Source organism: Streptosporangium sp. LJ11, assembly GCF_051918945.1.
Lineage (GTDB): Bacteria > Actinomycetota > Actinomycetes > Streptosporangiales > Streptosporangiaceae > Streptosporangium.
The window spans coordinates 131,044-156,896 of record NZ_JBPXMB010000006.1 but is presented as its reverse complement, the minus strand read 5'-3'; the positions used below and the strand labels follow the sequence as shown (position 1 = coordinate 156,896).

The following is a 25,853-nucleotide window of genomic DNA, read 5'->3' as shown; positions in this document are numbered from 1 at the left end:
AATCCGGTATTCGACAGCCGTCCTCCTTGGCTTTTTAAGCAAATAGCCTCACTTTTCCGTTTTTCTGCGAATACAGTCCAGCTTTGTCGGACGGCGCCCCCTTCTCCGAAGGGGAGGAGAGTGGACGGGGTGGCTCACAGCCATGGATCCGATCGGTGACGATCTGCTCAGGACCATCAAGCCCGAACTCGGGTACCGGGAGGGATCCGGCCAGTACAGCAAGTTCGGCGAGTGGTACGCGGTCAACGTGGCCCAGGACCCGCAGTACAGGACGGCCCCCTGGTGCGCGATGTTCATCGCCTGGGCGGCGGAGAAGGCGGGCGTGCAGGAGTACGTGGGGCAGTTCGCCTGGACCCCGTCGCAGGCGCGCTGGTTCGAGACCAACGACGCGTGGACCCGGACTCCGGAGCCGGGCGCCCTGGTCTTCTTCGACTGGTCCGGCGGCAAGGACATCAAGGGGATCGACCATGTCGGCGTCGTCGAGAGCGTGAACGGTGGAACGATCCACACCATCGAGGGAAACGTCGACCGGATCTGGCTGAAGCGCAAGACGCGCGACCAGAGCAAGGTCGTCGGATACGGGCTGCCGCGCAAGGTGAAGGAGAAACTGACGGGCGCCGCCTCCGGGGAGGACGCCACGGCCCCGCAGGCCGCCGGGCGGATCGAGATCCGCCCGGCACTCGCCCCGGGCTCCGCTCCCCCGGCGGACGTGCCGGGAACGCTTCCCGTCTCCATGGAGACCGCCGTGATCGTCGGGGTGCTGACCTTCGTCCTCGGCACGACGTTCGTCCTGTCCCGGCTGCGCCCCCGCGTCTCGGCGGGACGGCACCGCAGGAGAGGCGCGCGGCGGGAACGGGCGGACCTGTGGACCGGCGTGACGTGTCCGGCCGAGGAGACGCTCCTGCGCGCGGAGACGCCGCCGGCATGGAAGGCGCTCCCGCACACCGTGGCGCTCCATCCGGGCGGGCAGAGCCGGCAGGGCCGGGCGGACACCGCGCCCCGGGGCCGCGAGACGCTCCGCGTGAGCAGGCCGAGCTGGGCGTGCGAGCCGTACCGCACGGGTCTTCCGAAGCGGGCCGACGGCGCCGGGATCCCGGGCCGTACCGGCACGCGGCCCGCCCCCGGGCCGGACCTCGACGGGAAGGCGCGGCGCGGCGCGCGGGAGACGCGCGAGGGCGAGGAGGCCCGCGCCGCGTGACCGTACGGGCGGAAGCCACGCGACCGTACGAGCAAAATCACACAAGACCAGGACAGAACGGAGATCGCACCAGGTTGCCGAATAAGGTTAGGCAAAGCTAAGTTGCCGGGGACGGCATTTCCCAGCGAAGGCGGCACGATGACAGCGGGCAGCGAGCAGACCCTGGAGCGCGCGGCGGAGGTTCCGGCCTATCGCGGCCATCAGGTGGAGGTCGTGCGGACGGCGCGGCTCAGCCCGAACTTCGTCCGGGTCACCTTCGGCGGCGAGGACCTGGCGGGCTTCGCCGACAAGGGCTTCGACCAGCGGATCAAGGTCATCCTCCCGCTGCCGGACGGCAGCATCACCCCGCTGGGCGACGGAGACGACTGGTACCAGCGGTGGCGGGCGCTCCCCGACGAGCTGCGCAACCCGATCCGCACCTACACCGCGCGAGCCGTGCGGCCCGAGCTGCGCGAGCTCGACGTCGACTTCGTCCTGCACGGTGAGAGCGGCCCCGCCTCCCGGTGGGCGACCCGCGTCACCCCGGGCGACCGGGTCGTGGTGGTCGGTCCCAACGCCGCCTGCTCCGGCCCCGTCGGCGGCCAGGAGTGGGCCCCGCCCGCCGGGGCGTCGCACCTGCTGCTGGCCGGGGACGAGACGGCCGTGCCCGCCATCGCCGCGATCGTCGAGTCGCTCTCCGGCTCCGTGCGCGCCACCGCGCTGCTGGAGGTCCCCGAGGCCGCCGACGCGCTCCCGCTGGACGTCCGTCCCGGCGTGCAGGTCGTCTGGCTGCCCCGCGAGGGGGCCCGCCACGGCGACCTGCTCATCCCGGCCGTACGCGAGACCCTGAGCGCGCTCACCGCGCCGGGCGGCGCCCTCACCGGCGAGCCCACCTCCCCCGCCGGTCCCGGCGCCGCGAACCCGCTGGAGGACGTCGACGTCGACGAGGGGATCCTCTGGGAGGTCCCCGAGGCCTCGAAGGGCGACGGCCTGTACGCCTGGCTGGCGGGCGAGGCGGGCGTGGTCAAGCTGCTCCGCCGCCACCTGGTGCAGGAGGCCGGGATCGACCGCGCCTCGGTGGCCTTCATGGGCTACTGGCGGCTGGGACGCTCGGAGAGCGCCTGAGCCGCGGCTCCCGGCCCGGAGACGACACCCGCGCCCGGTGACGACCCCGGGCCGCGAGTCGCCGGAAGTCACAGCCCGGATTCGCACTCGCGCCCGGTGACGCGGCCGTCGTCGGGCGGCCTTTGCCGTCGGCGGCGGGAAACGTGCCGACTCCTTGACGCGGGACGGAACCGGGCAGGTGTCCGGGGCACGTAGCTTGAGGGCGTAATGCCCGGCTCGCGACGTGAGAAGGCCGACATGACAGCAGCGGAATCCGCTCGTCAGGACCCGGCGGACGCCCCCGGATACCGGCCCATCGCCGACCACGGGCTGATCGGCGACCTGCACACCGCGGCGCTGGTGGACACCGGCGGCACCATCGTCTGGTACTGCTGCCCGCGCTTCGACGCGCCCAGCGTGTTCGGCTCGATCCTGGACGCCGGCCGGGGCGGATCGTTCGAGCTGGGCACGGCCACCCCGGCCAGGACCAAGCAGTTCTACTTCCCCGACACCAACGTGCTGATCACCCGCTTCTCCGCGGCCGACGGAGTGGGCGAGATCCAGGACTTCATGCCGATCGTCGGCGACACGCGCGACGGCGCCCGGCACCGGCTGATCCGGCGGGTGAAGTGCGTCCGCGGGTCGCTGCCGTTCCGGGCGCGGGTGGCGCCGCGGTTCGACTACGGCAGGCAGTCCCACACCCTGAGCATGCACCGGGGCCGGGCGCTCTTCGAGTCGCCGTCGCTGTCCCTGGCCCTGTCGTCCAGCACCACCCTGGAGGTGGACGGCCAGGACGTGCGGTCGGAGTTCAAGCTCAACGAGGGCGAGTGCGCGGTGTTCGCCCTCGACAGGTTCGGCGACGACGTGGCGCTGCGCGCGTGCCCGACCGAGGAGGCCGAGGAGGAGTTCGCCGCGACCGTGGCGTACTGGCGCCGCTGGCTGTCCTCCTCGAGGTACCGGGGCCGGTGGCGGGAGATGGTCCACCGGTCCGCGCTGACGCTGAAGCTCCTCACGTACGCGCCGACCGGCGGGATCGTGGCCGCCGTGACGACCAGCCTGCCCGAGCAGCTCGGCGGGGAGCGCAACTGGGACTACCGCTACGTCTGGATCCGCGACTCGGCGTTCTGCGTGTACGCGCTGCTGCGGCTGGGCTTCGGCGAGGAGGCCGAGGCGTTCATGGGATTCCTGTCCCGGCACGTCAGCCGCGACGGCGACGGCCCCTCGGGCCCGCTGCAGATCATGTACGGCATCGACGGGCGCACCGAGCTGCCCGAGATCGAGCTGCCCCACCTCGAGGGCTACCAGGGCTCGGCCCCGGTGCGCGTCGGGAACGCCGCCGTGGACCAGCTGCAGCTGGACATCTACGGCGCCCTCCTCGACTCCGTCTACCTCTACGACAAGTGGCACCAGCCGATCTCCAGCGCCCTCTGGGACGACGTCCACATCCTGGTGGACTGGGTCTGCGACAACTGGGACCGGCCCGACGAGGGCGTGTGGGAGACGCGCGGCGGACGCAAGGACTTCGTCTACTCGCGGCTGATGTGCTGGGTGGCCATCGAACGGGCCATGCGGATGGCCGCCCACCGTGGGCTGCCCGCCGACACGCCGCGCTGGCAGCTGGCCCGCGACGCGATCTACCGGCAGATCATGCGGCGCGGCTGGTCGGAGGAGCTGCGGGCGTTCGTCCAGCACTTCGACGACGACGTCCTGGACGCCTCGGTGCTGATGATGCCGATGGCGAAGTTCATCTCCCCCATCGACCCGAAGTGGCTGTCGACCCTCGACGCGCTCGGCGCGAACCTGGTGTCCGACTCGCTGGTCTACCGCTACGACCCCGCGGTCAGCCCGGACGGGTTGCGCGGCGAGGACGGCACCTTCTCGATCTGCTCGTTCTGGTACGTCGAGGGGCTCACCCGCGCCGGGCGCCTGGACGAGGCCCGGCTGGCGTTCGAGAAGATGCTCACGTACGCCAACCACCTCGGCCTGTACGCCGAGGAGATCGGGCAGACCGGCGAGCAGCTCGGCAACTTCCCGCAGGCCTTCACCCACCTCGCGCTGATCAGCGCCGCGTTCAACCTCGACCACGCCCTGGGCTGAACGCCCGTCCGGGCGCGTGCCCCGCGCGGCCCCGCCGCGAGGGCGGGCCGCGCGGGGCCGGTGAGTCCGTGGGTCAGGCGCCGTCCTCCAGGTCTCCCTCGGACTTGAGGTAGACCTCCTGGAGGTCGCGCAGGATGGCGGGGTCGGGGTGCTCCCACATGCCCCGGCCGGCCGCCTCCAGCAACCGCTCGGCGATCCCGTGCAGCGCCCACGGGTTGGACCGGGCCATGAACGCCTGGTTCTCCGGGTCCAGCACGTAGGTCGCGGCCAGCTTGTCGTACATCCAGTCGGCGACGACGCCGGTGGTGGCGTCGTAGCCGAACAGGTAGTCGACGGTGGCGGCCAGCTCGAAGGCGCCCTTGTAGCCGTGCCTGCGCATCGCGGCCAGCCAGCGGGGGTTGACCACCCTGGCGCGGAAGATCCTGGACGTCTCCTCGGAGAGCGTCCTGGTGCGGACCGCGTCCGGCCTGGTGCTGTCGCCGATGTAGGCGGCCGGGGCCTTGCCGGTGAGCGCCCGGACGGTGGCGATCATGCCTCCGTGGTACTGGAAGTAGTCGTCGGAGTCGGCGATGTCGTGCTCGCGGGTGTCGACGTTCTTGGCCGCCACGGCGATCCTGCGGTAGGCCGTCTCCATGTCCCGCCTGGCGGGAACGCCGTCGACGCCCCGGCCGTAGGCGAAGCCGCCCCAGACCGCGTACACCTCGGCCAGGTCGGCGTCGTCGCGCCAGTTGCGGCTGTCGATCAGCGGCAGCAGCCCGGCCCCGTAGGCCCCCGGCCGGGAGCCGAAGATCCGCATGGTGGCCCTGCGCTCGTCGCCGTGCTCGGCCTGGTCGGCGAGCACGTGCGCCCGCACGTAGTTGAGCTCCTCGGGCTCCTCCAGCCCGGCCGCCAGCCGTACGGCGTCGTCCAGCATCGCCACGACGTGCGGGAAGGCGTCGCGGAAGAAGCCGCTGATCCTGATGGTGACGTCCACGCGCGGGCGGCCCAGCTCGGTGGCCGGGATCGGCTCCAGGCCGGTGACGCGGCGCGAGGCCTCGTCCCAGACCGGCCGCACGCCGAGCAGCGCCAGCACCTCGGCGACGTCGTCCCCGGCGGTGCGCATGGCACTCGTCCCCCAGACCGACAGCCCGACCGAGCGCGGCCAGTCACCGGTGTCGGCGCGGTAGCGCTCCAGCAGGGATTCGGCCATCGCCTGGCCGGTCTCCCACGCCAGCCTGCTCGGCACCGCCTTGGGATCGACCGAGTAGAAGTTGCGGCCGGTGGGGAGCACGTTGATCAGCCCGCGCAGCGGCGACCCGCTCGGCCCGGCCGGGACGTAACCGCCGTCGAGGGCGTGCAGGATCGCGTCGATCTCGTCGGTGGTACGCGCCAGCCGGGGCACGACCTCGACGGCGGCGAACCGCAGGATCCTCTCCACCGTCCCGGGATCCGCTCCGCGCGCGACGGCCGCTCCCCCGGCGCCGGGCGCGCCGCTCCGGCCGGTCGCGTCGTGCGTGCCGGTCGAACCGGCGCCTCCTGCCGGGGCGTCCGCCCGGCCCAGGACCTCGGCGGTCACCTCCCCCGCCGCCGACGGGTCCCAGCCGCGGTGCTCCATGGCCTCGACCAGGGCGCGGGCCAGGGTCTCGGCCTCGTCGACGCCGATCCGTCCGGCGCTGCCGTCCTCGGCCAGGCCGAGGGCCTCGCGCAGCCCGACGAGCGCCTCGCCGCCCGCCCACATCTGCCGGGCGCGGAGCATGGCCAGCACCAGGTCGACGCGCGGCCGCCCCTCGGGGGCGGCCCCGAGCACGTGCAGGCCGTCGCGGATCTGGACGTCCTTGACCTCGCACAGCCAGCCGTCGATGTGCAGCAGGAAGTCGTCGAACTCGGCGTCGTGCGGGCGGTCGGCGACGCCGAGGTCGTGGTCGAGCCTGGCGGCCTGGATCAGCGTCCAGATCTGGGCGCGGATCGCGGGCAGCTTGGCCGGGTCCATCGCCGCGATGGAGGCGTGCTCGTCGAGGAGCTGCTCCAGCCTGGCCATGTCCCCGTAGCTGTCGGCGCGGGCCATCGGCGGGACGAGGTGGTCGACCAGGGTGGCGTGCGCGCGGCGCTTGGCCTGGGTGCCCTCGCCGGGGTCGTTGACGAGGAACGGGTAGATGAGCGGCAGGTCGCCGAGCGCGGCGTCCGGGCCGCAGGAGGCCGACAGGCCCGCCGACTTGCCGGGCAGCCACTCCAGGTTGCCGTGCTTGCCCACGTGGACCACGGCGTGCGCGCCGAAGCCGTCGGCCAGCCAGCGGTAGGCGGCCAGGTAGTGGTGGCTGGGCGGCAGGTCGGGGTCGTGGTAGATCGCGATGGGGTTCTCGCCGAAGCCGCGCGGCGGCTGCACCATGACCACCACGTTGCCGGAGCGCAGCGCGGCCAGCACGATCTCGCCCTCCGGGTCGCGCGACCTGTCCACGAACAGCTCGCCGGGCGCCGGGCCCCAGTGTTCCTCCATCCGGGCGCGCAGGTCCGCCGGGAGGGTGGCGTACCACTCGGCGTACCGGCTCGCCGCGATGCGCACCGGGTTTCCGGCGAGCTGCTCCTCGGTGAGCCAGTCCTGGTCCTGCCCGCCCGCGGCGATCAGCGCGTGGATGAGCGCGTCGCCGTCCTGCCCGGTCACCCCGGGCAGCTCGTCCTCGGCGCCGATGTCGTAACCGCGCCGCGCGAGCGCGGCCAGCAGCCGCACCAGGCTGGCCGGGGTGTCCAGGCCGACGGCGTTGCCGATGCGGGCGTGCTTGGTGGGGTAGGCCGACAGCATCAGCACCAGCCGCCGCTCGGCGGGCGGGATGTGCCGCAGCGCGGCGTGGCGCACCGCGATGCCCGCCACCCGCGAGGCCCGCTCGGGGTCGGCCACGTAGACGGTGAGCCCGTCCTCGTCGATCTCCTTGAAGGAGAACGGCACCGTGATGATCCGCCCGTCGAACTCGGGGATCGCGACCTGGGTGGCGGCGTCCAGCGGGGACAGGCCGTCGTCGTTCTCCTCCCAGGAGGCCCGGCTGCTCGTCAGGCACAGGCCCTGCAGGATCGGCACGTCCAGCTCGGCGAGCGCGCCGACGTCCCAGGCCTCGTCGTCCCCGCCCGCCGACGCGGTCGCCGGGCGGGTCCCGCCCGCGGCGAGCACGGTCACCACCAGGGCGTCCACCGCGCGCAGGACCTCCACCAGGCCGGGCTCGGCGGTGCGCAGGGAGGCGCAGTACACCGGCAGCGCCCGCGCGCCCGCGTCCTCGATCGCCGAGCAGAGCGCCTCGACGAAGGCCGTGTTGCCGGCCACGTGGTGGGCCCGGTAGTAGAGCACTCCGACGACGGGACCGTCCTGGTCGCGCGCCTCGCGCTCCAGCGTCCCCCAGGTGGGGGTGGGCTCGGGCGCGGCGAACCCGTGGCCGGTGAGCAGCAGCGTGTCGGACAGGAAACGGTGCAGCTCGGTCAGGTTGGCCGGGCCGCCGTGGGCGAGGTAGGCGTGCGCCTCGGCGCAGACCCCACCGGGCACCGTGGACAGCTCCATCAGCTCGGCGTCGGGCGCCTGCTCGCCACCGAGCACGACGACGGGCCGGGGGCCGGCGAGCAGGGCGTCCAGCCCCTCCTCCCAGGCGCGGCGCCCGCCCAGCAGGCGTACCACGACCAGGTCGGCGCCCTCCAGCAACGGCGGGAGGTCTGCGGCGGCGAGCCGGGCGGGGTTGCCGAGCCGGTAGCCGGCGCCGCTCGCGCGAGCGCTCAGCAGGTCGGTGTCGGAGGTCGAGAGCAGGAGGATCACGCGCCACACTCCGGGAGAGGAAGGGCGGTACGGCCCAGGGGCGCCACGGCGTGGCGGGGGAACGGCGCCACGATGTGGCGGGGGAACCGTGAGAAGCGCGCGGTGTGGCGGGGGAACGGCGATGCCACGGTGTCGCGGGGGAACGGCGAAGAGCGCACGGAGCTTCCTCCCTCGGGGTCCTCGCCCCGGGTCGTCGTCGGCCGCGACGGCTGGAGTCTCCTGGCTCCCGGATCGGTGCTCACCCCGGCCTTCCCGCCCGTCGTCGGACAGTGGCCCGGGTGGGGTTCGCTCCCCGGTTACAGTGGCGGGACCGCGCCGGATTCACACCGGCTTCCTCCCTTTGCCGTCGCCACCGATGACACTACGGCAGTCCGGTTCGTTGCAAGAAACTGGCGTTAGCATCCTTCGAGTGTCCATTGCCGACTTTTCCGGACGATCGCGACTCGACGCATGTCCCGGTGCGCTTCAGGTCCATGCCGCCGCGGACGGCGGCCTGGCCCGCGTCCGCGTGCCCGGAGGCCGTCTCACCCCCTTCCAGCTGCGCGAACTCGCCGAGGCCGCCGCGGCGTACGGCGGCGGCGTCATCGAGCTGACCTCCCGCGCGAACGTCCAGGTGCGCGGCCTCGGCCCGGAGGATCCGGACAGCGGTACGGGGGACGGGTTCGCCACGCGGATGGCGAGGGCGGGCCTGCTGCCCTCGGCGACGCACGAGCGGATCCGCAACATCCTCGCCTCCCCGCTGACCGGACTGGACGGACCCACCGAGCCGAGCGGGCCGGCCGGGCCGAGCGGGCCGAACAGATCGAGCGGTGCGGACACTCCAGACAGCACGGGTATCTCGGATCGTCCGCACTATCCGCGCGGCGGCGGCATCGCCGACGTCACACCGCTGATCGGCGAGCTGGACCGGCGGTTGTGCGCCCGCCCCGCCCTCGCCGCCCTGCCGGGGCGGTTCATGTTCGCCCTCGACGACGGCCGGGGGGACGTGGCCGGTCTGGGCGCGGACGCCGGGATCCTGCTCACGGGGCCGGACGAGGCCGCGCTGATCCTCGCCGGGACCGACACCGGCCTGCGCGTCCCGCCGGCCGGAGCCGTGACCGCCCTGCTCGCCGCCGCCGAGGCGTTCCTCGACGAGCTGGCCACCCGGGACGTCACCGCCTGGCGGATCGCCGAACTCCCCGGCGGTCCCTCCCTGATCGCCGCCCGCGTGCGAACCGCCCTCGGGGTTCCCGGCACGACACCCTTCGACCCGGTGAGACCGCGGGTCGTGACCCTCGGGCCGGTCGGGGTCCTCGGGAGCACGGACGGGACGAGGAGCGGAACCGGCGCCGGAGGAGGGACGGATCCCGCGAGCGGCACCGGAGACGGGGACGCGCGGGTCGCGCTCGGGGTGGCGATCCCGCTGGGGCGGCTGACCTCCGCGCTGGCACTGCTGCTCGCGGACGCCGCCTCGGGCGGGGAGATCCGGCTCACGCCATGGCGTGGCGTGGTCCTGCCCGGCCTGGACCGCGCCGAGGTCGCGGGCACGGCCGCCCGTCTGGAGGCCGCCGGGCTGGTCGTCGACCCCGCCTCGCCGTGGATCGGCGTGACGGCCTGCACCGGCCGCCCCGGCTGCGCCAAGTCCCTGGCCGACGTCCAGGCCGACGCGGCCGCCGCCATAGCCGTCAGCACAGCCACCGCCGTAGCCGTCGGCACAGCCACCGCCGTAGCCGTCGGCACGACCTCGCCGCCCGCCGTCCCGCCGCCCGCGGTCGCACCACCCCCGGCCGTGCCGCCCGGAAGGGAGCGGTTCGGGAGCGGGCCGTCCGTGGCCCCGCCGTCCGGGAACGGGCCGGGCACCGATACGCTCCCCGTGCACTGGGCGGGCTGCGGCAGGCGCTGCGGCCGTCCGAGGGGGCGGGTCGCGGATGTGGTCGCCACCGGTGACGGCTACCGCCTGGAGCTGGACGGCACCGATCTGACCTGCTCCGGCATCGAGGAGACCGCGGCCGCGCTGGCGGCCGCCAGAGGGGAACTGTGATCGACTACGTCCGCGACGGCGCGGAGATCTACCGCCGCTCCTTCGCCACCATCCGCGCGGAAGCCGACCTGTCCGGCCTGCCCGCCGACGTCGCCCGGGTCGCGGTCCGCATGATCCACGCCTGCGGGATGGTCGACCTGGTGAGCGACCTGCGCTGGTCACCCGGCGTGGTGGCCTCGGCGCGCGAGGCGCTGCGCGCGGGCGCGCCGGTGCTCTGCGACGCCATGATGGTCGCCTCCGGGGTGACCCGGCGGCGCCTGCCCGCGGGCAACGAGGTGATCTGCACCCTCGGCGACCCCCGGGTGCCGGAACTCGCCGCGGAACTGGGCACCACCCGCAGCGCCGCCGCGCTGGAGCTGTGGCGCGACAGGCTCCAGGGCTCGGTGGTCGCGATCGGCAACGCGCCGACCGCGCTGTTCCGGCTGCTGGAGATGGTCGAGGAGGGCGCGGGCCGCCCGGCCGCCGTACTCGGCGTCCCGGTCGGTTTCATCGGTGCCGCCGAGTCCAAGCAGGCCCTCGCCGAGCACCCGGCGAACCTGGAGTACCTGGTCGTGGACGGGCGGCGGGGCGGAAGCGCGATGACCGCCGCCGCGGTCAACGCGATGGCGAGCGAGGAAGAGTGAGCGACGACGTGACCGGACGCGTGACCGGACGGCTGTGGGGCGTGGGGCTCGGACCCGGCGACCCCGAACTGGTGACCGTCAAGGCCGCCCGCCTGATCGGCGAGGCGGATGTGATCGCCTTCCACAGCGCCCGCCACGGCCGGAGCATCGCCCGCTCGGTGGCCGCCCCCTACCTGCGGGAGGGACAGGTCGAGGAGGCGCTCATCTACCCGCTCACCACCGAGACCACCGACCACCCCGGCGGCTACCAGGGGGCGATCGACGACTTCTACGCCGCCTGCGCGGTACGGCTGGCGGCCCATCTGGACGCCGGGCGCGACGTGGTGGTGCTGTGCGAGGGCGACCCGCTCTTCTACGGCTCGTACATGCACATGCACAAGCGCCTGTCGCACCGCTACGTCACCGAGGTCGTGCCGGGCGTGACGTCCGTGAGCGGCGCCTCGGCGGTCCTGGGGCGCCCGCTGGTCGAGCGGGACGAGGTCCTGACCGTGCTGCCGGGAACGCTCCCGGCCGAGGTGCTCGCCGAGCGCCTGGCGGCCACCGACTCGGCGGCCGTGCTGAAGCTCGGCCGTACCTTCACCAAGGTCCGCGACGCGCTGGCCCAGGCCGGGCGTCTCGACGAGGCCTGGTACGTCGAGCGCGCCACCACCGGGCAGCAGCGCCTCGCCCCCCTCGCCGAGGTCGACCCGGGCAGCGTCCCGTACTTCTCGCTGGCGCTGATCCCGAGCCCCGTCAACGCGGCGAGCCCCGCGCCCGCCACCGGAACCGGGAGCGCGGGCGAGGTGAGGGCGCGCGGCGAGGTGGTCGTGGTGGGGCTCGGCCCCGCCGGGCGGCCGTGGCTGACGCCGGAGGCGCAGGAGGCGCTGGCCGGGGTCGACGAGCTCGTCGGGTACGGCCCCTACCTGGACCGCGTCCCGCCCAACCCGCGCCAGCGCCGCCACCCCACCGACAACCGGGTCGAGGCCGAACGGGCCGCGCACGCGCTGGAGCTGGCCGCGGCCGGATCGAGGGTGGCCGTGGTGTCCTCGGGCGACCCCGGGGTGTTCGCGATGGCCAGCGCGGTGCTGGAGGTGGCGTGCGAACCGAGGTTCGCGGACGTGCCGGTACGGGTGCTGCCCGGCCTGACCGCGGCGCACGCGGTGGCGAGCAGGGCCGGTGCGCCCCTCGGCCACGACTACTGCGTGCTGTCGCTGTCGGACCTGCTCAAGCCCTGGGAGGTGGTCGCCGAACGGATCAGCGCCGCCGCGAAGGCCGACCTCGTCCTGGCGATATACAACCCGGCGTCGAAGAGCCGTACCTGGCAGGTGGCCGCCGCGCGGGACCTGCTGCTGGAGCACCGGGCGCCGGAGACCCCCGTGGTCGTCGGCCGCGACGTCGGCGGGCCCCGGGAGAGCATGACCGTCACCACTCTCGGCGACCTGGACCCCGACGCGATCGACATGCGCTGCCTGCTGCTGGTGGGCTCGTCCACCACGCGGGTGGCCGAGCGGGGTGACGGCGGCCGGGTGGTGTTCACCCCCCGCCGCTACCCCGCCTGACGCGCCGGGCCGGAGGCGGCGTGGCCTCCGGCGGACCGATCCGGCACGGCGCGGCCCCACCCGGCGCGCCCCGCGCACGGCGGGCCACCGCCGGCGGTGCCCGGGACGGCGAGGCGGCTCCTCCTCAGTCGTCGAGGAGCCGCCACACGGTGAGGGCGAGCCTGGCCCGTATCAGCCCGGTGGGCTCGGTGAGCTCGACGCCCAGGGTCTTCCCGATCTGTTCGAGGCGGCGGGAGACGCTGCTGTGGTGCAGGTGGAGAAGGTCCGCGGCCCGGCGCAGGGAGCCGGTGGCGCAGTAGGCGTCCAGGGTGTCCAGGTCCTCCGGGGTGCCGGCCATCCGGGCGATCGCGGCCACGTCGGCGTTGTCTCGCGCGGTGTCCTGGGGGACCTGCGCGAGCAGCGCCAGCACGCCCAGGTCGTCGTGGTGGACGACCGGCCGGCGCGGGGTGGTGAAGCGGAGGGCGGTGCGGGCCTCCCGCCAGGAGCGGTCGGGGCTCTCCGCGGCGCCGATGCCCGCCTGTACGCCTGCCGGGAAGCGGGCCGGGTCCAGGGTGGTGGCCAGGATGACGCCCACGTCGGCGACCGGTGCCGCCTTCACCGGGCGGGCCGGGCAGATCAGGCCGCCGACCTGGTCGAGCGGACGCCGCGACCGTACGGCGATGACGCGGATCGGCAGGTCGGCGGCGAAGCCCAGCAGTCGCAGGGCCCGGGCCCTGGCCGCCTCGTCGCTGCCGGAACTGATCACCAGTTCGACGAGCGCGGGATCGGCCATGGTGGTGCGAGCAGGGCCGTACCTCTCGACGACCGCCGTGGCGGCGATGGCGAGCCGGTCCAGCAGCAGCTCGTCGAGCGGGCCGGGCGGGCCCGGGCGTTCCAGCCACACCGTGCCGATCTCCTCCCCGTCGAGGAGGATCGGCATCGTGGTGGACGAGGGTGGCGCCGTGGCGGACGCCTCACCGCCGTCGGGCGACATGCGGATCGCCCGCCCGGTGCCGTGCAGCCGCACCCCGGCCACGCACTCGGCCAGGCCCGCCGAGGCCCGCGCGAGCGCCGGAAGGTCGACCCGTCGGCGCATCAGCGTGTCGTAGAACATCACGACGCGGAGCGCGCCCCCGGCCTCCGAGTCCAACCGCGACAGCCGTGCGGCCAATGCCTCCATGCCCGAAGGATATGCGGCGATCGTCGCGCGCCGGGGATGGAATGCCCGACGAGTGGCGGATGATGTCCGGGGCACCGACTGCGAGCATCGTGGTCATGGATCCCGAACTGGAAGCATTCATCCCGCTCATCCCGAAGGCAGACCTGACCGACCCGGTCACCGAACGCAAGAACTTCGCCGAGCTGGCCACCGCGATACCGGCACCCGCCGTCGCGGACATGGAGATCGAGGACCGTACGGTGCCCGCCGACCCGGAGGTGACGGTGCGGATCTATCGCCCGCACCGGGCGCGGGGCGCCGTCATCTGGATGCACGGCGGTGGATTCGTCATGGGTGACGTGGACACCGAGCACCCGTGGGCCACCCGGCTCGCGGACGCCTCCGGCGTGGTGGTGATCTCGGTGGGCTACCGCCTCGCCCCCGAGCATCCGTTCCCCGCCGCCCTGGACGACACCTACGCCGTGCTGACCTGGGCGGCCGAGCACGCGGCCGAGCTCGGCATCGACCCGGAGCTGATCGCGGTCGGGGGTCACAGCGCCGGCGCGGGGCTCGCGGCCGGGGTGGCGTTGCGGGCGCGTGACCAGCGAGGGCCGCGGATCCGCTTCCAGCTGCTCAACCAGCCGGGGCTCGACGACCGGCAGGAGACGTGGTCGGCGCGGCACTTCACCGACACGCCCTGGATGAACCGCGACACGGTCACCGCGGCCTGGCGGCACTATCTGGGCTCCGCGCCCGCCTCGCCCTACGCCACCCCGGCGCGGGCCACCGATCTGTCCGGCCTGCCACCCGCCTACATCGCCACCGCGGAGCTCTGTCCGAACCGCGACGAGGACATCGACTACGCGCTGCGCCTGCTGAAGGCGGGCGTGTCGGTCGAGCTGCACCAGTGGCCCGGCACCTTCCACGGGTCGCACGCGATCCTGTCCGCCGAGGTGTCGCAACGGCAGATCGCCGAGCTCGCCGCGGCCCTGCGCCGCGCCCTGGCCGGGTGAGGCCGGCGCGGACGACCCGGCCGGCCACCGCCGGCCCGGTCACGTGCTCGGTCACGTGCTCGGTCACGTGCTCGGTCACGACGAGACCGACGAGGAGGGGAGAGCGATGAACGCCACCGCCGTCGCCGAGGCGAGGGAGCGGTCCGCACCACCACCGGAGGCCGATCCCGCGGCCGGGCAGAGCCTGGCGAGGCTGCTGCGCCCTTACCGCCGGGGTTTCGCCGCCGTCGTCATCCTGCAGGTCATCGGCGCTGTCGCGGGTCTGGCGCCGCTGCTGGCGGTCGTCGAGCTGGGCCGTGCCCTGTTGTCGCCAGGCCCGATCGATCACGGTCATGTCCGGCTCGTCGTGATCGCGGGTGCGATCGGCTTCTTCGTCCGGCTGCTGTTCACGGCCGCGTCATCCGGCATCGGGCACGTCCTCGACGACCACGTGCAACTGTCGTTCCGCCGGCGACTGGCCATGCGGCTGGGGCGCGTACCGATCGGCTGGCTCTCCCGGCGCCGGACCGGCGAGCTGGCGAAGGTGGTGGGGCGGGACGTGAGTGCCATGCATCCGCTCATCGCCCACGCCCCCGGCGAGCTCGTCTCCGCGTTCGTGGTGCCGCTGGTGTCACTGGTCTACCTGCTCACCGTCGACTGGCGGCTCACGCTGATCACGCTGATCCCGGTGGCGCTGGCGGTGGCGCTGGTCCCGCTGATGATGACCCCGGCCCGGCTGCGCGAGCAGAAGGCGTTCGACGCCGCCATGGAACGGATCGCGAGCTCCGTCGTCGAGTTCGTCCAGGGCATCTCGGTGATCAAGGCGTTCGGCGGGGGCGAGCGCGCACACCGTGAATTCCGCGCGGCCGCGGACGATTTCGCCCGCGTCTTCCACCGGATGGTGCGCGGTCTCTCCGCGCTCGGTGCGGGGATGCAGGTGGCACTGTCGCCGCCGTTCGTGCTGCTGGTCGTGCTGACCGGCGGTACGGCTCTGATCACCACCGGTTCCATGGCCCCGGCGGACCTGCTTCCCTTCCTGCTGCTGGGACTGGGCCTCACCGCTCCGGTGGCGGCTCTCGGCCACGGTTTCGACGACCTGCAGGCCGCCCGGCGCGCGGCCGGCCGGATCCGGGACGTGCTCGCGGTGCGGTCGCTGCCCGAGCCCGCGCACCCGGTCGCGCCACGGGGACACCGGGTGGAACTGCGTGACGTCCGGTTCGGTTACGAAACCGGCCACGAGGTGCTGCGCGGGATCGACCTGGTGCTCGAACCGGGGACGGTCACCGCGATCGTGGGACCGTCGGGAAGCGGGAAGTCCACGCTGGTCCAGCTGCTGCCCCGGTTCTTCGACCCGACCCACGGTTCGGTCGTCCTGGGCGGTGTCGATCTGCGCGAGCTCGGCGGGGAGCTCCACCGGATGGTCTCCTTCGTCTTCCAGGACGTTCGGCTGCTGCGCGCGTCGGTCGCGGACAACATCGCGCTGGCCGTGCCGCGGGCCGGCCGCGACGACGTGGTGCGCGCCGCCCGGCTGGCGAACATTCATGATCGGATTCTCGCGCTGCCGCGCGGATACGAGTCGGTGATCGGTGAGGACGTCACGCTGTCGGGTGGCGAGGCGCAGCGGATCTCGATCGCACGCGCGCTGCTCGCCGACACGCCCGTCCTGGTGCTCGACGAGGCGACCGCCTTCGCCGACCCGCGGACCGAACAGGCGGTGCGCGACGCCCTGGTGACGCCGGCGGGCGAGCGGACGATCCTGGTCATCGCCCACCGTCTGGAGACGGTCGCCGGCGCCGACACCGTCGTGGTCCTGGAGAACGGGGTGATCGTCGAACGCGGCAGGCCAGCCGACCTACTGGCACAGAACGGAAAGTTCGCCGCGTTCTGGCAATCCCACCCGTCCGCGAGCGCCGGCGAGACCGAAACCCGCCGTGGCATACCGCAAGGAGACCAGCCTCGATGATTCGAATGCTGCTGCGCGTGCTGGGGCACCGGTACGCCCGCCCGGTACGTCGCACCGTGGCCCTGATGACGACGACCGCGATAGCCGAGGGCCTGTCCTACGCGCTGCTGGTTCCCGTGCTGCGGGCCCTGTTCGGGGGCACGCCCGGGGACGCCCGGCCCTGGCTGATCGCGTTCGGGGCCGCGGTCGCGACCTACGCGGCACTGCGCTACTACAGCGATTTATCCGGTTTCCGCGTCGGGACCACGATGTTGCGCGGCATGTACCACCGGCTCGGCGATCACCTGGCCCGCCTGCCCATCGGCTGGTACGGCGCCGGCCGGGTCGGCGAGCTGTCCGTCCTGGCCGGCCGCGGCGTCCTGCAGGCGATGAGCGCGATCGCGCATCTGCTGGCACCGTCCATCTCCGCCGCCGTGACCCCCCTGACGATCATTGTCGTGATGCTCGCCTTCAACTGGCAGATGGGGCTGGCCGCGCTGGCCGCCGCCCCGATCGTGGCGGCGATCCAGATCTGGACGGCACGGTCGACGGCCGCCACCGATGCCGAGCGCGCGGAACGCGACCACGAGGCCACCGGGCGGGTCATCGAATACCTCCAGGCCCAGCCGGTGCTGCGAGCCGGCGGCCGGAGCGCCGAACGCTTCCGGTTGCTCGACGACTCGCTGCGAGAGGTCCAGCGCGCGTCCCGCCGTACCGTGCTGGCGACGCTGCCCGGCGCCGTGGGCTTGACGCTCACCGTGCAGGCGGTGTTCACCGTCCTGCTGGTCCTGGGCGCCTACCTCGCGCTCGGCGGGAGCATCGGCGCGGCGGAGGTGCTGGCCGTCCTGGTGCTCGCCGCCCGCTGCGCCGATCCGCTGCTGTCGCTGGCCGACATCGGTGGCCAGCTGCGCGGCGCACGTTCCGAGCTGGCCAGACTCGACGCGGTGTTGCGCACCGAGCCCCTGCCGGAACCGCGCGAGCCGATCCAGCCGCGACGACATGACCTGGAGTTCGACTCCGTCACCTTCCGGCACGGCGGCCACACGGTGATCGACGGGGTGTCGCTGTCCGTACCGCAGGGACAGCGGCTCGCCGTCGTCGGGCCGTCGGGCGCGGGCAAGAGCACCCTGCTGCAGTTGCTCGCGCGTTTCCACGACGTGGACAGGGGCGCGGTGCGCGTGGGGGGTGTGGACGTGCGCGCGATCGACACCGAGGTGTTGATGGCGCGGATCGCCATCGTCTTCCAGGACGTCTATCTCTTCGACGGCACGATCGAGGAGAACGTGCGTCTCGGCCGTCCCGACGCCGGCGAGGCCGAGGTACGGGAGGCGGCGACCGCGGCGCGGCTGGACGAGGTGATCGAGCGGCTGCCCGGCGGGTGGACGGCGAACGTCGGCGAGGGCGGCGCACTGCTGTCGGGCGGTGAACGCCAGCGTGTCTCGATCGCGCGGGCGCTGCTGAAGAACGCGCCCATCGTGCTGCTGGACGAGGTCACCTCAGCCCTGGACCCGGTCAACGAGACGGCCGTCCACGAAGGCATCGAGCGCCTGATGGCGGGCCGGACGGTGGTGATGGTGGCGCATCGGATGCGGACCGTCCGGCGCGCCGATCGCGTCGTCTTCCTGGACGGTGGCCGGATCGTGGAGGAGGGCGGCCACGACGACCTGCTGCGCCGCGGCGGCCGCTATGCCGACTTCTGGGAGATCTCCATGACATCGGGAACGCCCTGATTCCGGAGCGGGACGGGGTGCCGGTGAGACTCACGCCGGCGGCCGGACTCGGCGCCGTCGCCGCCGACGGTGTCGGGTTCGTCGCCGGTCCAGGCGGCCGTCACGGACGCCTCCTTCCTGATCAGGGCTGGATGAGGACCTTCAGCGCGGTGCGGTCGTTCATCGCGCGGTAACCGTCGGGCACCTGCTCCAGGGCGACGGTGCGGTCGAACACGCGGCCGGGCTCCAGGGCGCCGTCCAGGATCTCGGGCAGCAGTTCCTCGATGTAGGCGCGGGCCGGCGCGACACCGCCGGTCAGGGTGAGGTTGCGCATGAACTCACCGAAGCCCATCGGCACCTTCTCGTACTGGGGAGCACCCACCCGGCTGACCGTGCCGCCGTCGCGGACCACGGCGAACGCCGTCGCCATGGCCCGCTCGGTGCCGACGCACTCCAGCACCGTGTGGGTGCCGTCGCCGCCGGTCGACTCCCGTACCCGCTCGACGCCCTCCTGGTCGCGTTCGGCGACGATGTCGGTGGCGCCGAAGTCGCGCCCCAGCTCGGTGCGATCCTTGTGGCCGCCCATCAGGATGATCCGCTCGGCGCCGAGCCGGCGGGCCGACAGCACCGCCATCAGCCCGACCGCGCCGTCGCCGATGACCGTCACCGACGTGCCCGGGCCGACCCCGGCGGTGACCGCGCAGTGGTGGCCGGTGGGCAGGACGTCCGACAGGGTGAGCAGGGACGGCAGCAGCGCGCTGTCCTCGCCGACGGGCAGCTTGACCAGGGTTCCCTGGGCCTGCGGGACGCGGACCGCCTCGCCCTGGCCGCCGTCCACGCCGTCGGCGGCCCACTGGCCGCCGTGCCGGCAGGAGGTCTGCAGGCCCTCACGGCAGAAGTCACAGGTGTTGTCCGACCAGACGAACGGCGCCACCACGACGTCGCCGCGCCGCAGCCCCGGCACGTCCGCGCCGACGTCCTCCACGACGCCCAGGAACTCGTGCCCGATGCGCTCGCCCCGCTCGGTGGCCGGCCGGGACTTGTACGGCCACAGGTCGCTGCCGCAGACGCACGAGCGCAGCACGCGTACCAGGGCGTCGGTGGGCTCCCGCAGCACCGGGTCGGGCACGTCCTCCACGCGCACGTCACCGGCACCGTAGATCAAAGTTGCTCGCATGAGAGGGCCTTCCGTCGTTGTCGGTCGTCGGCGGACCTACCCACGGCCGGTCGAGGCCGGCTGAACGGCGTCCCACGTCCGGGTCCGCTGTCGGCAAATCCGCCCTGCGGGGTCACCCGGCGGGCGGGCAGCCGCTTCCGGCCGGCGCGGTGGAACCGCACGTCGTGGGAGGCCCAGCGCTGCCGGAAGACCTCGCTCCGCGTCGAGAGCTCACCGACCAGCTCGACCAGGGCCGCCGGCCGCGGTCTCCAGCCAGGCGAGCGCGGCCTCGACGGTCCCCACCGAGGTCACCCCCTCGGGCGAGGGCGGGCGGCGCACGATCACGACCGGCAGGCCCAGCTCGCGGGCGGCGAGCAGCTTCGCGGTGGTCATCTCGCCACCGCTGTCCTTGGTGACCAGCACCTCCACCCGGTGCTCGCGCATCAGGGCCAGCTCGCCGTCCACCGTGAACGGTCCCCGGCTGAGCAGCACCTCCAGGCGCCGCGGGACGACCGGTCCCGGCATGTCCACCGAGCGGGCCAGGAACCACTGGCCGTCGAGGCCGGCGAAGACCGGCAGGCTGCGGCGTCCCGTGGTGAGGAACACCCGCTCCCCCAGCGAGGGCAGCAGCTCGGCGGCGGCCTCCAGGGAGGGCACCCAGCGCCAGTCGTCGCCGGGAGCCTCCCGCCAGCCGGGACGCCGCAGGATCAGCAGCGGCAGGCCCGTCCGGCGCGCCGCCTCGACCGCCGAGGCGGTCATCCTGGCCGCGAACGGGTGCGTGGCGTCCACGACGACGTGGACGCCGTGCTCCGCCAGCCACGCCGCGAGCCCGCCGGGGCCGCCGAAACCGCCCTCGCGCACCTCCCCCACCGGCAGCCTCGGGTCGCGGACCCGGCCCGCCAGCGAGGACACCACGCGCGTCCCCGCGCGCCCGGCGAGCGCGGCGGCCAGCCGCCTGGCCTCGTCGGTGCCGCCCAGGATCAGCACGTTCAGCGTGTTCGGCACGCCGTCACCTCGGAACACGGGCTGCTCAGTCACGGCAGCGGGCGGCCGAGTACAGGTGGCTGTCGGGAAACTCCGAGGCGGTCAGCACGCGGCCCACGACGATCACCGCGGTACGGAGGATCCCCGCGTCGCGGACCTGTCCGGCGATGTCGGCCAGGGTGCCGCGCAGGATCACCTCGTCGTCGCGGCTGGCCCTCGCCACCACGGCCACCGGGCAGTCGGCGCCGTAGTTGGGGACGAGCTCCGCCGCGACGGCCTCGATACGCTGCACCGCCAGGTGCAGGACCATCGTGGCCCGGCTGCGGCCGAGCGTGCCGAGGTCCTCGCCCTCGGGCATGGGGGTGGCGCGCACCGAGGTGCGGGTCAGCACGACCGTCTGCCCCACCCCCGGCACGGTGAGCTCGCGCCGCAGCGACGCCGCGGCGGCGGCGAAGGCGGGCACGCCCGGGATCACCTCGTACGGCACCCCCTCGGCGTCCAGCCTGCGCATCTGCTCGGCCATCGCGCTGAACACCGACGGGTCGCCGGAGTGCAGCCTGGCCACGTCGTGCCCGGCCCCGTGGGCGGCGACCATCTCCGTGACGATCTCCTCCAGGGCCATCCTGGCGGTGTCGACCAGCCGCGCGCCCGGCGGGCACGACTCCAGCAGCTCGGCCGGGACCAGCGACCCGGCGTACAGGCACACCGGCGCGGACGCGATCGCCCGCTGGCCCCGCACGGTCACGAGGTCCGCGGCGCCCGGCCCGGCCCCGACGAAACGTACCGTCATCGTTTCTCCTCCGGGACGGGCGGCTTGACCGCGGTCCAGATCGTGACGGGCATCATGGGCCGCCAGCCGGTGAACCCGCCGACCGGGGCGGCCCTGCTGACCGCGAGCCGGACCATGCCGCCGCCGAGCCTGCCGTGCCAGTGGGCCAGGACCGCCTCGGACTCGACGGTCACCGCGTTGGCCACCAGCCTGCCGCCCGGCCGCAGCGCCTCCCAGCACGTCTCCACCATCCCGGGAACGGTCACCCCGCCGCCGACGAAGACGGCGTCGGGCGGCTCCAGCCCGGCGAGCGCGGCGGGCGCGGCGCCGGTCACCACGCCGAGGCCGGGAACGCCCAGCGCCGCGGCGTTGCGGGCGACCGCGGCCGCCCTGCCCGGGTGGGACTCCACCGCGACGGCCCGGTTGTCCGGGTGCGCGCGCATCCACTCGATGCCGATGCTGCCCGCCCCCGCGCCCACGTCCCACAGCAGCTGCCCGGGGACGGGCGCCAGCCGGGACAGGGTGACCGCGCGCACCTCGCTCTTGGTGAGCTGGCCGTCGTGCTCGAACGCCTCGTCGGGCAGGCCGGGCAGCCGGGGCAGCGGAACGGTCCCGGCGTCGGCGCGGCACTCCACGGCGACGACGTTGAGGTCGTGGGTGGCGGGCAGCGACCAGGTGGCGGCCGTACCGGAGACCGCGCGCTCCCCTGCGCCGCCGAGCCGTTCCAGGACCGTCATCGGGCTCGCGCCGTAGCCTCGGGCGGCGAGCAGCCCGGCGACCCGGGCCGGGGTGCGGCCGTCGGCGCTGAGGACCAGCACGCGGCGGCCGTCGTGGACGACCGGGTGCAGCACCTCGGCGGGGCGCGCCACGAGGCTGACCACCTCGACGCGGTCGGCCGCCCACCCGAGCCTGGCGCAGGCCAGCGAGACCGACGACGGGTGCGGCAGGACCCGGACCCGGTCCGCGCCGAGCAGCCGCACCAGGGTCGTGCCGATGCCGTGGAACATGGGGTCGCCGCTGGCCAGCACGCACACCCTGCGTCCCCGGTGGGAGGCGATCAGCGCGGGCAGGGCCGGCAGCAGCGGCGAGGGCCAGACGACACGCTCGGCGCCGGGTTCGGCGCCGGTTTCCGGGACGAGGCCCAGCTGCCGGGCGCCGCCCATCAGGACCTCGGCGGCGCGCAGCTCGCGCCGCGCCGCCTCGGAGAGACCGGCCCAGCCGTCGTCCCCGATCCCGACGACGGTGACGACGGGATCGAAGGCGCCGACGGCGGAGGCGACGCCGGGGGCGGCGGGGTCAGACATTGCCCAGCACCCGGGTGATGCGGATCTCGACCACGACGCGGGCGGGGTTCTCCCGCGGCGCGCGGTAGCGCTCGGCGTAGCGGCGCTCGGCGTCGGCGACCGACCCGGGGCCGGTACGGATCACCGCGCGCCCCTCCAGGGTCGACCAGCGGCGCCCGTCCACCTGGCAGACCGCGACGGCCGCGCCCTCGTCCCCCGCCGCGAGCACGTGGCGGACCTTGTGCGAGCCACCCGAGGTGATCACCCTGGCGATCCCCGCCTCGGCGTCCAGCGTCACCCCCACCGGGATGACGTGCGGCGTGCCGTCGGCGCGCACGGTGGTCATCGTGCACAGGTGACGCTCCCGCCAGAACGCGCGGAGTTCCTCCCCGAGATCCTTCAACAGCCGACCCTTCCCCGATACCGTTTGCCGGGCGACATGGTAGCCCCGGGCCGCGCCCGCCACCGGACCCGGCCGCCGGTCAGGCCCCGCGGTCGCCCCTGCCGGACCGGACCGAGGCCGGGCGGCGCCGCTCCGGTCGGAGCGGCGCCGCCCGGCCCGTCGCCCTCGGCCGGTGCCGGTCAGCCGTCCACGACGGGCCGGTCGCGCTCCTCCTCGTAGGCCCGCAGGACCTCCTCACGCCGCTCCGCCGGGAGCCGGTCGATGTAGAGGCGGCCGTCGAGGTGGTCCGTCTCGTGCTGCAGGCACCGGGCCAGCAACCCGGTGCCCTCGACCGTCAGGGGCGCGCCGGTGACGTCGAAGCCGTGCACGACCGCCCGGTCGGGCCTGGCGAGCGACGCCCGCTGTCCCGGCACCGAAAGGCACCCCTCGTCGTAGTCCGCCAGGGTGCGCTCGGCGGCCTCGGGCAGCACCAGGACCGGGTTGACCACGACGCCCTTGCGGTACTCCTCGGTGTCGTCCGGGCAGTCGTAGACGAACACGCGCAGGGGCACCCCGATCTGGTTGGCCGCGAGCCCCACGCCGTCGGCGGCGTACATGCCGGCGAACATGTCGTGCACCAGCGTGGCCAGGTTCTCGTCGAAACGGGTGACCGGCTCGCAGGACCGGTGCAGCACCGGGTCGCCGACGTGACGGATGGGCGCGGGCCGGCCCTCTCCACTCGCCTCCACCGCTCAGCCTCCCGGGTTGAAGATGACGTCGTCGGGCGTGACCCTCACGGTGATGCGCCGCTCATCCGGGGTCCGGAAGGGATAGGACTCCGCCCCGATGTACTTCTTCGCCAGGTGGTCGATCACCTCGTCCGCGCCCTCCAGCTCCAGCCGGGCCGTACCCGAGACGCTGACCAGGCGGTAGGCGTCCTTGGGGTCGAGGACGCTCACCGACACGCGCGGGTCCTCGCGCAGGTGGCGTTCCTTGGCCCGGCCGACGGCCGTGTTGAAGATGACGTCGTCCCCGTCGACGTCGACCCACACGACGGTGCTGTGCAACGAGCCGTCCGGCCTGACGGTGGTCGCCCAGGCGTGGATGGGCTGCCTGAGCAGTTCCTTGGCGTCTTCACTGAGCTTTCCCACGGGGACCTCCACGTTATGGACGATGCCTATGGAGTCATCGAACATCACGCACGCGTGATCGCTTCCATCGCCCCCGGAAAACCGCGGGAGGCTCGCGAAACCGGGCGCGTCCGATCCGGACCGGTCCAGGGCGGACCGGAGTGGGGCGGAGCCACGCACGACTCCGGTCTATTACCCGGCGTTGACTCTTGATTACTCTGCGTGTTACCACTTGACCCGGCATTCCGGTGACGACCTAAGGGGATCGATGTCGTTTCTCGACCGGTACGAGTCGGCGGCGGAGGACCGGCGGCCCGCCCTGGTGGTCTCCTGGATCCGCACCGAGTGGCGAGAGTTCTTCGCCGAGCTGCGGGAGCGGCGGCCGATCATGCACACGCCGCTGCTCACCCTGGTGACCCGTTTTCCCGACGTCGTCGAGGTGCTGTCGCGCGAGCGCGTCTTCACCGTCCGGCTCTATGCCCCGCGCGTGGACCCGTTCCTGGGCGGCGGCTTCATGCTGTCGCAGGACGACACGCCGCTGCACTGGGCGGAGCGAGGCCTCATGCAGAGCGTGCTGCCCGTCCAGGACGTGCCCCGGGTCCGCCGCATGGCCGCCGCCTTCGCCGACGAGGCACTGGAGCGCGCCCGGCCTCGCGGGCGGGCCGAGGCGGTCGCGGAGCTCGCCCGCCACGTCCAGCTGCGCGTCTGCCGCGAATACTTCGGGCTCGCGGGCATCGGGCTCGACGAGATGTCCTCGTGGTCGCGGGCGGCCCAGAGCGACATCTTCAAGAACCTGCACGGCGACCCCGCGGTCCACGCCGCCTCACTGGACGCCGGCGCCCGGCTCCGCGACCGCCTCCACGACCTCATCGACGACCGGCGGGCCCGCCTCGACTGCGGCGGGACCGTCCCCGACGACGTGCTGACCCGCCTGCTGCGCGGCCGGCCGCCGGAGGAGATCGCCTTCGGCGACCGGCGCGTGCTGGCCAACATGGCCGGCCTGCTCGTCGGGTCGGTGGAGAACACCGCGCAGGCCGTGGCCGGAGCGGTAGGGGAGCTCCTGTCGCGGGACGACGCGCGGAGGGCGGCCGTCGCCGCGGCGGCGGAGCCGGATCCGGCGCGCTTCGACGCCCACGTCTGGGAGGCCCTGCGGTTCGCCCCGCCCAACCGGATGATCTTCCGCCTGTGCGAGACCGACCACATGCTGGCGGCGGGCACCCCGCGCGCGACGCTCGTCCCGGCGGGCACGCTGGTCTTCGCCTGCGTCGCCTCGGCGATGTTCGACGCGGACGCCGTGCCGGAGCCCGACGCCTTCCGCGCCGACCGGCCCTCCCACACCGGCCTGCACTTCGGCCACGGCCCGCACCTCTGCCTGGGACGGCACCTGGGCGCCGCGATCGTCCCCGAGGTGGTGCGGCGCCTCCTGCTGCGTCCCGGGACGTGCCCGCTTCCCCGGGCCTGGGGCGAGACCCCCGCCCCGCCCCTCACCCGGCCGGCGCACCCCAGGCAGGCGGCATCCTGGTAGGCATGAGCTATCGCATATGCGTGGTGTGCATGGGCAACATCTGCCGCTCCCCCATGGCCGAGGTCGTGCTGAGGAAGACCCTCGACGACCACGGTCTCGGTGACCTCGTCACGGTCGACAGCGCGGGCACCGGCGGCTGGCACCAGGGCGGCCCGATGGACGCGCGGGCCGCCGAGACGCTCTCCGAGCACGGCTACGACGGTTCGGAGCACCGGGCCCGGCAGTTCCTGCGCCACTGGTACGACCGGGTCGACCTGGTGCTGGCCATGGACGCCCACAACCTCGGCGCCCTGCGCCGCCTCGCCCCCGACGGAGCGGACGTGCGCCTGTTCCGCTCCTTCGACCCCGCCGCGCCCGAGGGCGCCGAGGTGCCCGACCCCTACTACGGCGAGCGCGAGGGCTTCGCCGAGGTGCTGGAGATGGTCGAGGCCGCCTCCAAGGGCCTGGCCGAGCACCTGGCGGCCACCCTCAGGTGAGATCTCCCGCCGGACCCGCCCCGTGCCCGGCCGGTGCCG

21 protein-coding genes and 1 riboswitch are annotated in these 25,853 nt (G+C 74.0%); of the genes, 11 read left to right on the top strand and 10 right to left on the bottom strand.

Annotated elements, in window-relative coordinates; genetic code table 11:
- Nucleotides 1-142 precede the first annotated feature (142 nt).
- The 3 genes from ACTOQ3_RS11365 to ACTOQ3_RS11355 all read left to right on the top strand — a co-directional run bounded on the left by ACTOQ3_RS11365 (nucleotide 143) and on the right by ACTOQ3_RS11355 (nucleotide 4,378).
- The gene (locus ACTOQ3_RS11365) at nucleotides 143-1,198 is read left to right on the top strand and encodes a CHAP domain-containing protein (protein WP_440083316.1); all 1,056 of its coding nucleotides are present in this window, start codon (nucleotides 143-145) and stop codon (nucleotides 1,196-1,198) included.
- Nucleotides 1,199-1,336: 138 nt separating this feature from the next.
- Nucleotides 1,337-2,302, top strand: a complete 966-nt coding sequence (locus ACTOQ3_RS11360; protein WP_440083315.1) for a siderophore-interacting protein — start codon at nucleotides 1,337-1,339, stop codon at nucleotides 2,300-2,302.
- 237 nt (nucleotides 2,303-2,539) lie between these two features.
- On the top strand, nucleotides 2,540-4,378 hold the full coding sequence (locus tag ACTOQ3_RS11355; protein ID WP_440083314.1) for a glycoside hydrolase family 15 protein: 1,839 nt from the start codon (nucleotides 2,540-2,542) through the stop codon (nucleotides 4,376-4,378).
- Between the two features lie 73 nt (nucleotides 4,379-4,451).
- Here the strand turns inward: ACTOQ3_RS11355 and cobN are convergent, their stop codons facing one another.
- Entirely contained in the window at nucleotides 4,452-8,147 is a 3,696-nt protein-coding gene (gene cobN, locus ACTOQ3_RS11350) for a cobaltochelatase subunit CobN (RefSeq protein ID WP_440083313.1), read from the bottom strand.
- 190 nt (nucleotides 8,148-8,337) lie between these two features.
- Nucleotides 8,338-8,510, bottom strand: a riboswitch (cobalamin riboswitch).
- 46 nt (nucleotides 8,511-8,556) lie between these two features.
- Between cobN and ACTOQ3_RS11345 the strand changes: the two genes are divergently transcribed.
- Genes ACTOQ3_RS11345 through ACTOQ3_RS11335 form a run of 3 tightly spaced genes read left to right on the top strand, consistent with a single transcriptional unit; the run spans nucleotide 8,557 to nucleotide 12,328 of the window.
- A complete protein-coding gene (locus ACTOQ3_RS11345) occupies nucleotides 8,557-10,167 on the top strand; it encodes a precorrin-3B synthase (RefSeq protein ID WP_440083312.1) in 1,611 nt (536 codons plus the stop codon).
- Nucleotides 10,164-10,790 (top strand): precorrin-8X methylmutase, encoded by a 627-nt coding sequence (locus ACTOQ3_RS11340; protein WP_440083311.1) that lies wholly within the window; start codon nucleotides 10,164-10,166, stop codon nucleotides 10,788-10,790. Before ACTOQ3_RS11345 ends, ACTOQ3_RS11340 begins: the two co-directional genes overlap by 4 nt.
- Before the next feature lie 20 nt (nucleotides 10,791-10,810).
- A complete protein-coding gene (locus ACTOQ3_RS11335) occupies nucleotides 10,811-12,328 on the top strand; it encodes a precorrin-2 C(20)-methyltransferase (RefSeq protein WP_440083491.1) in 1,518 nt (505 codons plus the stop codon).
- A gap of 124 nt (nucleotides 12,329-12,452) precedes the next feature.
- Here the strand turns inward: ACTOQ3_RS11335 and ACTOQ3_RS11330 are convergent, their stop codons facing one another.
- Entirely contained in the window at nucleotides 12,453-13,487 is a 1,035-nt protein-coding gene (locus ACTOQ3_RS11330; protein WP_440083310.1) for a PucR family transcriptional regulator, read from the bottom strand.
- Nucleotides 13,488-13,582: 95 nt separating this feature from the next.
- Here ACTOQ3_RS11330 and ACTOQ3_RS11325 point away from each other — a divergent pair, with 95 nt between their 5' ends.
- The 3 genes from ACTOQ3_RS11325 to ACTOQ3_RS11315 all read left to right on the top strand — a co-directional run bounded on the left by ACTOQ3_RS11325 (nucleotide 13,583) and on the right by ACTOQ3_RS11315 (nucleotide 18,130).
- Nucleotides 13,583-14,479: an alpha/beta hydrolase gene (locus ACTOQ3_RS11325; protein WP_440083309.1), complete on the top strand. Its 897-nt coding sequence runs from the start codon at nucleotides 13,583-13,585 to the stop codon at nucleotides 14,477-14,479.
- Between the two features lie 106 nt (nucleotides 14,480-14,585).
- Entirely contained in the window at nucleotides 14,586-16,421 is a 1,836-nt protein-coding gene (locus ACTOQ3_RS11320; RefSeq protein WP_440083308.1) for an ABC transporter ATP-binding protein, read from the top strand.
- Nucleotides 16,418-18,130, top strand: a complete 1,713-nt coding sequence (locus ACTOQ3_RS11315) for an ABC transporter ATP-binding protein (protein WP_440083307.1) — start codon at nucleotides 16,418-16,420, stop codon at nucleotides 18,128-18,130. Before ACTOQ3_RS11320 ends, ACTOQ3_RS11315 begins: the two co-directional genes overlap by 4 nt.
- 121 nt (nucleotides 18,131-18,251) lie before the next feature.
- Here ACTOQ3_RS11315 and ACTOQ3_RS11310 read toward each other — a convergent pair whose 3' ends face one another.
- The 8 genes from ACTOQ3_RS11310 to ACTOQ3_RS11275 all read right to left on the bottom strand — a co-directional run bounded on the left by ACTOQ3_RS11310 (nucleotide 18,252) and on the right by ACTOQ3_RS11275 (nucleotide 23,834).
- Nucleotides 18,252-19,286, bottom strand: coding sequence for a zinc-dependent alcohol dehydrogenase family protein (locus ACTOQ3_RS11310; protein WP_440083306.1), 1,035 nt, complete (start codon nucleotides 19,284-19,286; stop codon nucleotides 18,252-18,254).
- Entirely contained in the window at nucleotides 19,271-19,507 is a 237-nt protein-coding gene (locus tag ACTOQ3_RS11305) for an MmyB family transcriptional regulator (protein WP_440083490.1), read from the bottom strand. The genes ACTOQ3_RS11310 and ACTOQ3_RS11305 overlap by 16 nt, the downstream gene beginning before the upstream one ends.
- The gene (locus ACTOQ3_RS11300) at nucleotides 19,497-20,270 is read right to left on the bottom strand and encodes a cobalt-precorrin-6A reductase (RefSeq protein ID WP_440083305.1); all 774 of its coding nucleotides are present in this window, start codon (nucleotides 20,268-20,270) and stop codon (nucleotides 19,497-19,499) included. Before ACTOQ3_RS11300 ends, ACTOQ3_RS11305 begins: the two co-directional genes overlap by 11 nt.
- 25 nt (nucleotides 20,271-20,295) lie before the next feature.
- A complete protein-coding gene (gene cobM / locus ACTOQ3_RS11295) occupies nucleotides 20,296-21,039 on the bottom strand; it encodes a precorrin-4 C(11)-methyltransferase (RefSeq protein ID WP_440083304.1) in 744 nt (247 codons plus the stop codon).
- The gene (cbiE, locus tag ACTOQ3_RS11290) at nucleotides 21,036-22,322 is read right to left on the bottom strand and encodes a precorrin-6y C5,15-methyltransferase (decarboxylating) subunit CbiE (RefSeq protein ID WP_440083303.1); all 1,287 of its coding nucleotides are present in this window, start codon (nucleotides 22,320-22,322) and stop codon (nucleotides 21,036-21,038) included. Before cbiE ends, cobM begins: the two co-directional genes overlap by 4 nt.
- The gene (locus ACTOQ3_RS11285) at nucleotides 22,315-22,704 is read right to left on the bottom strand and encodes a pyridoxamine 5'-phosphate oxidase family protein (RefSeq protein ID WP_440083302.1); all 390 of its coding nucleotides are present in this window, start codon (nucleotides 22,702-22,704) and stop codon (nucleotides 22,315-22,317) included. The genes cbiE and ACTOQ3_RS11285 overlap by 8 nt, the downstream gene beginning before the upstream one ends.
- 179 nt (nucleotides 22,705-22,883) lie before the next feature.
- Complete coding sequence (gene def, locus ACTOQ3_RS11280) at nucleotides 22,884-23,432, bottom strand: peptide deformylase (protein ID WP_440083301.1); 549 nt, start codon at nucleotides 23,430-23,432, stop codon at nucleotides 22,884-22,886.
- A 3-nt stretch (nucleotides 23,433-23,435) separates the two neighbouring features.
- Nucleotides 23,436-23,834 (bottom strand): TIGR03618 family F420-dependent PPOX class oxidoreductase, encoded by a 399-nt coding sequence (locus ACTOQ3_RS11275; RefSeq protein WP_440083300.1) that lies wholly within the window; start codon nucleotides 23,832-23,834, stop codon nucleotides 23,436-23,438.
- Nucleotides 23,835-24,081: 247 nt separating this feature from the next.
- Between ACTOQ3_RS11275 and ACTOQ3_RS11270 the strand changes: the two genes are divergently transcribed.
- On the top strand, nucleotides 24,082-25,338 hold the full coding sequence (locus tag ACTOQ3_RS11270; protein WP_440083299.1) for a cytochrome P450: 1,257 nt from the start codon (nucleotides 24,082-24,084) through the stop codon (nucleotides 25,336-25,338).
- Between the two features lie 2 nt (nucleotides 25,339-25,340).
- A complete protein-coding gene (locus tag ACTOQ3_RS11265) occupies nucleotides 25,341-25,814 on the top strand; it encodes a low molecular weight protein-tyrosine-phosphatase (RefSeq protein ID WP_440083298.1) in 474 nt (157 codons plus the stop codon).
- Nucleotides 25,815-25,853 lie beyond the last annotated feature (39 nt).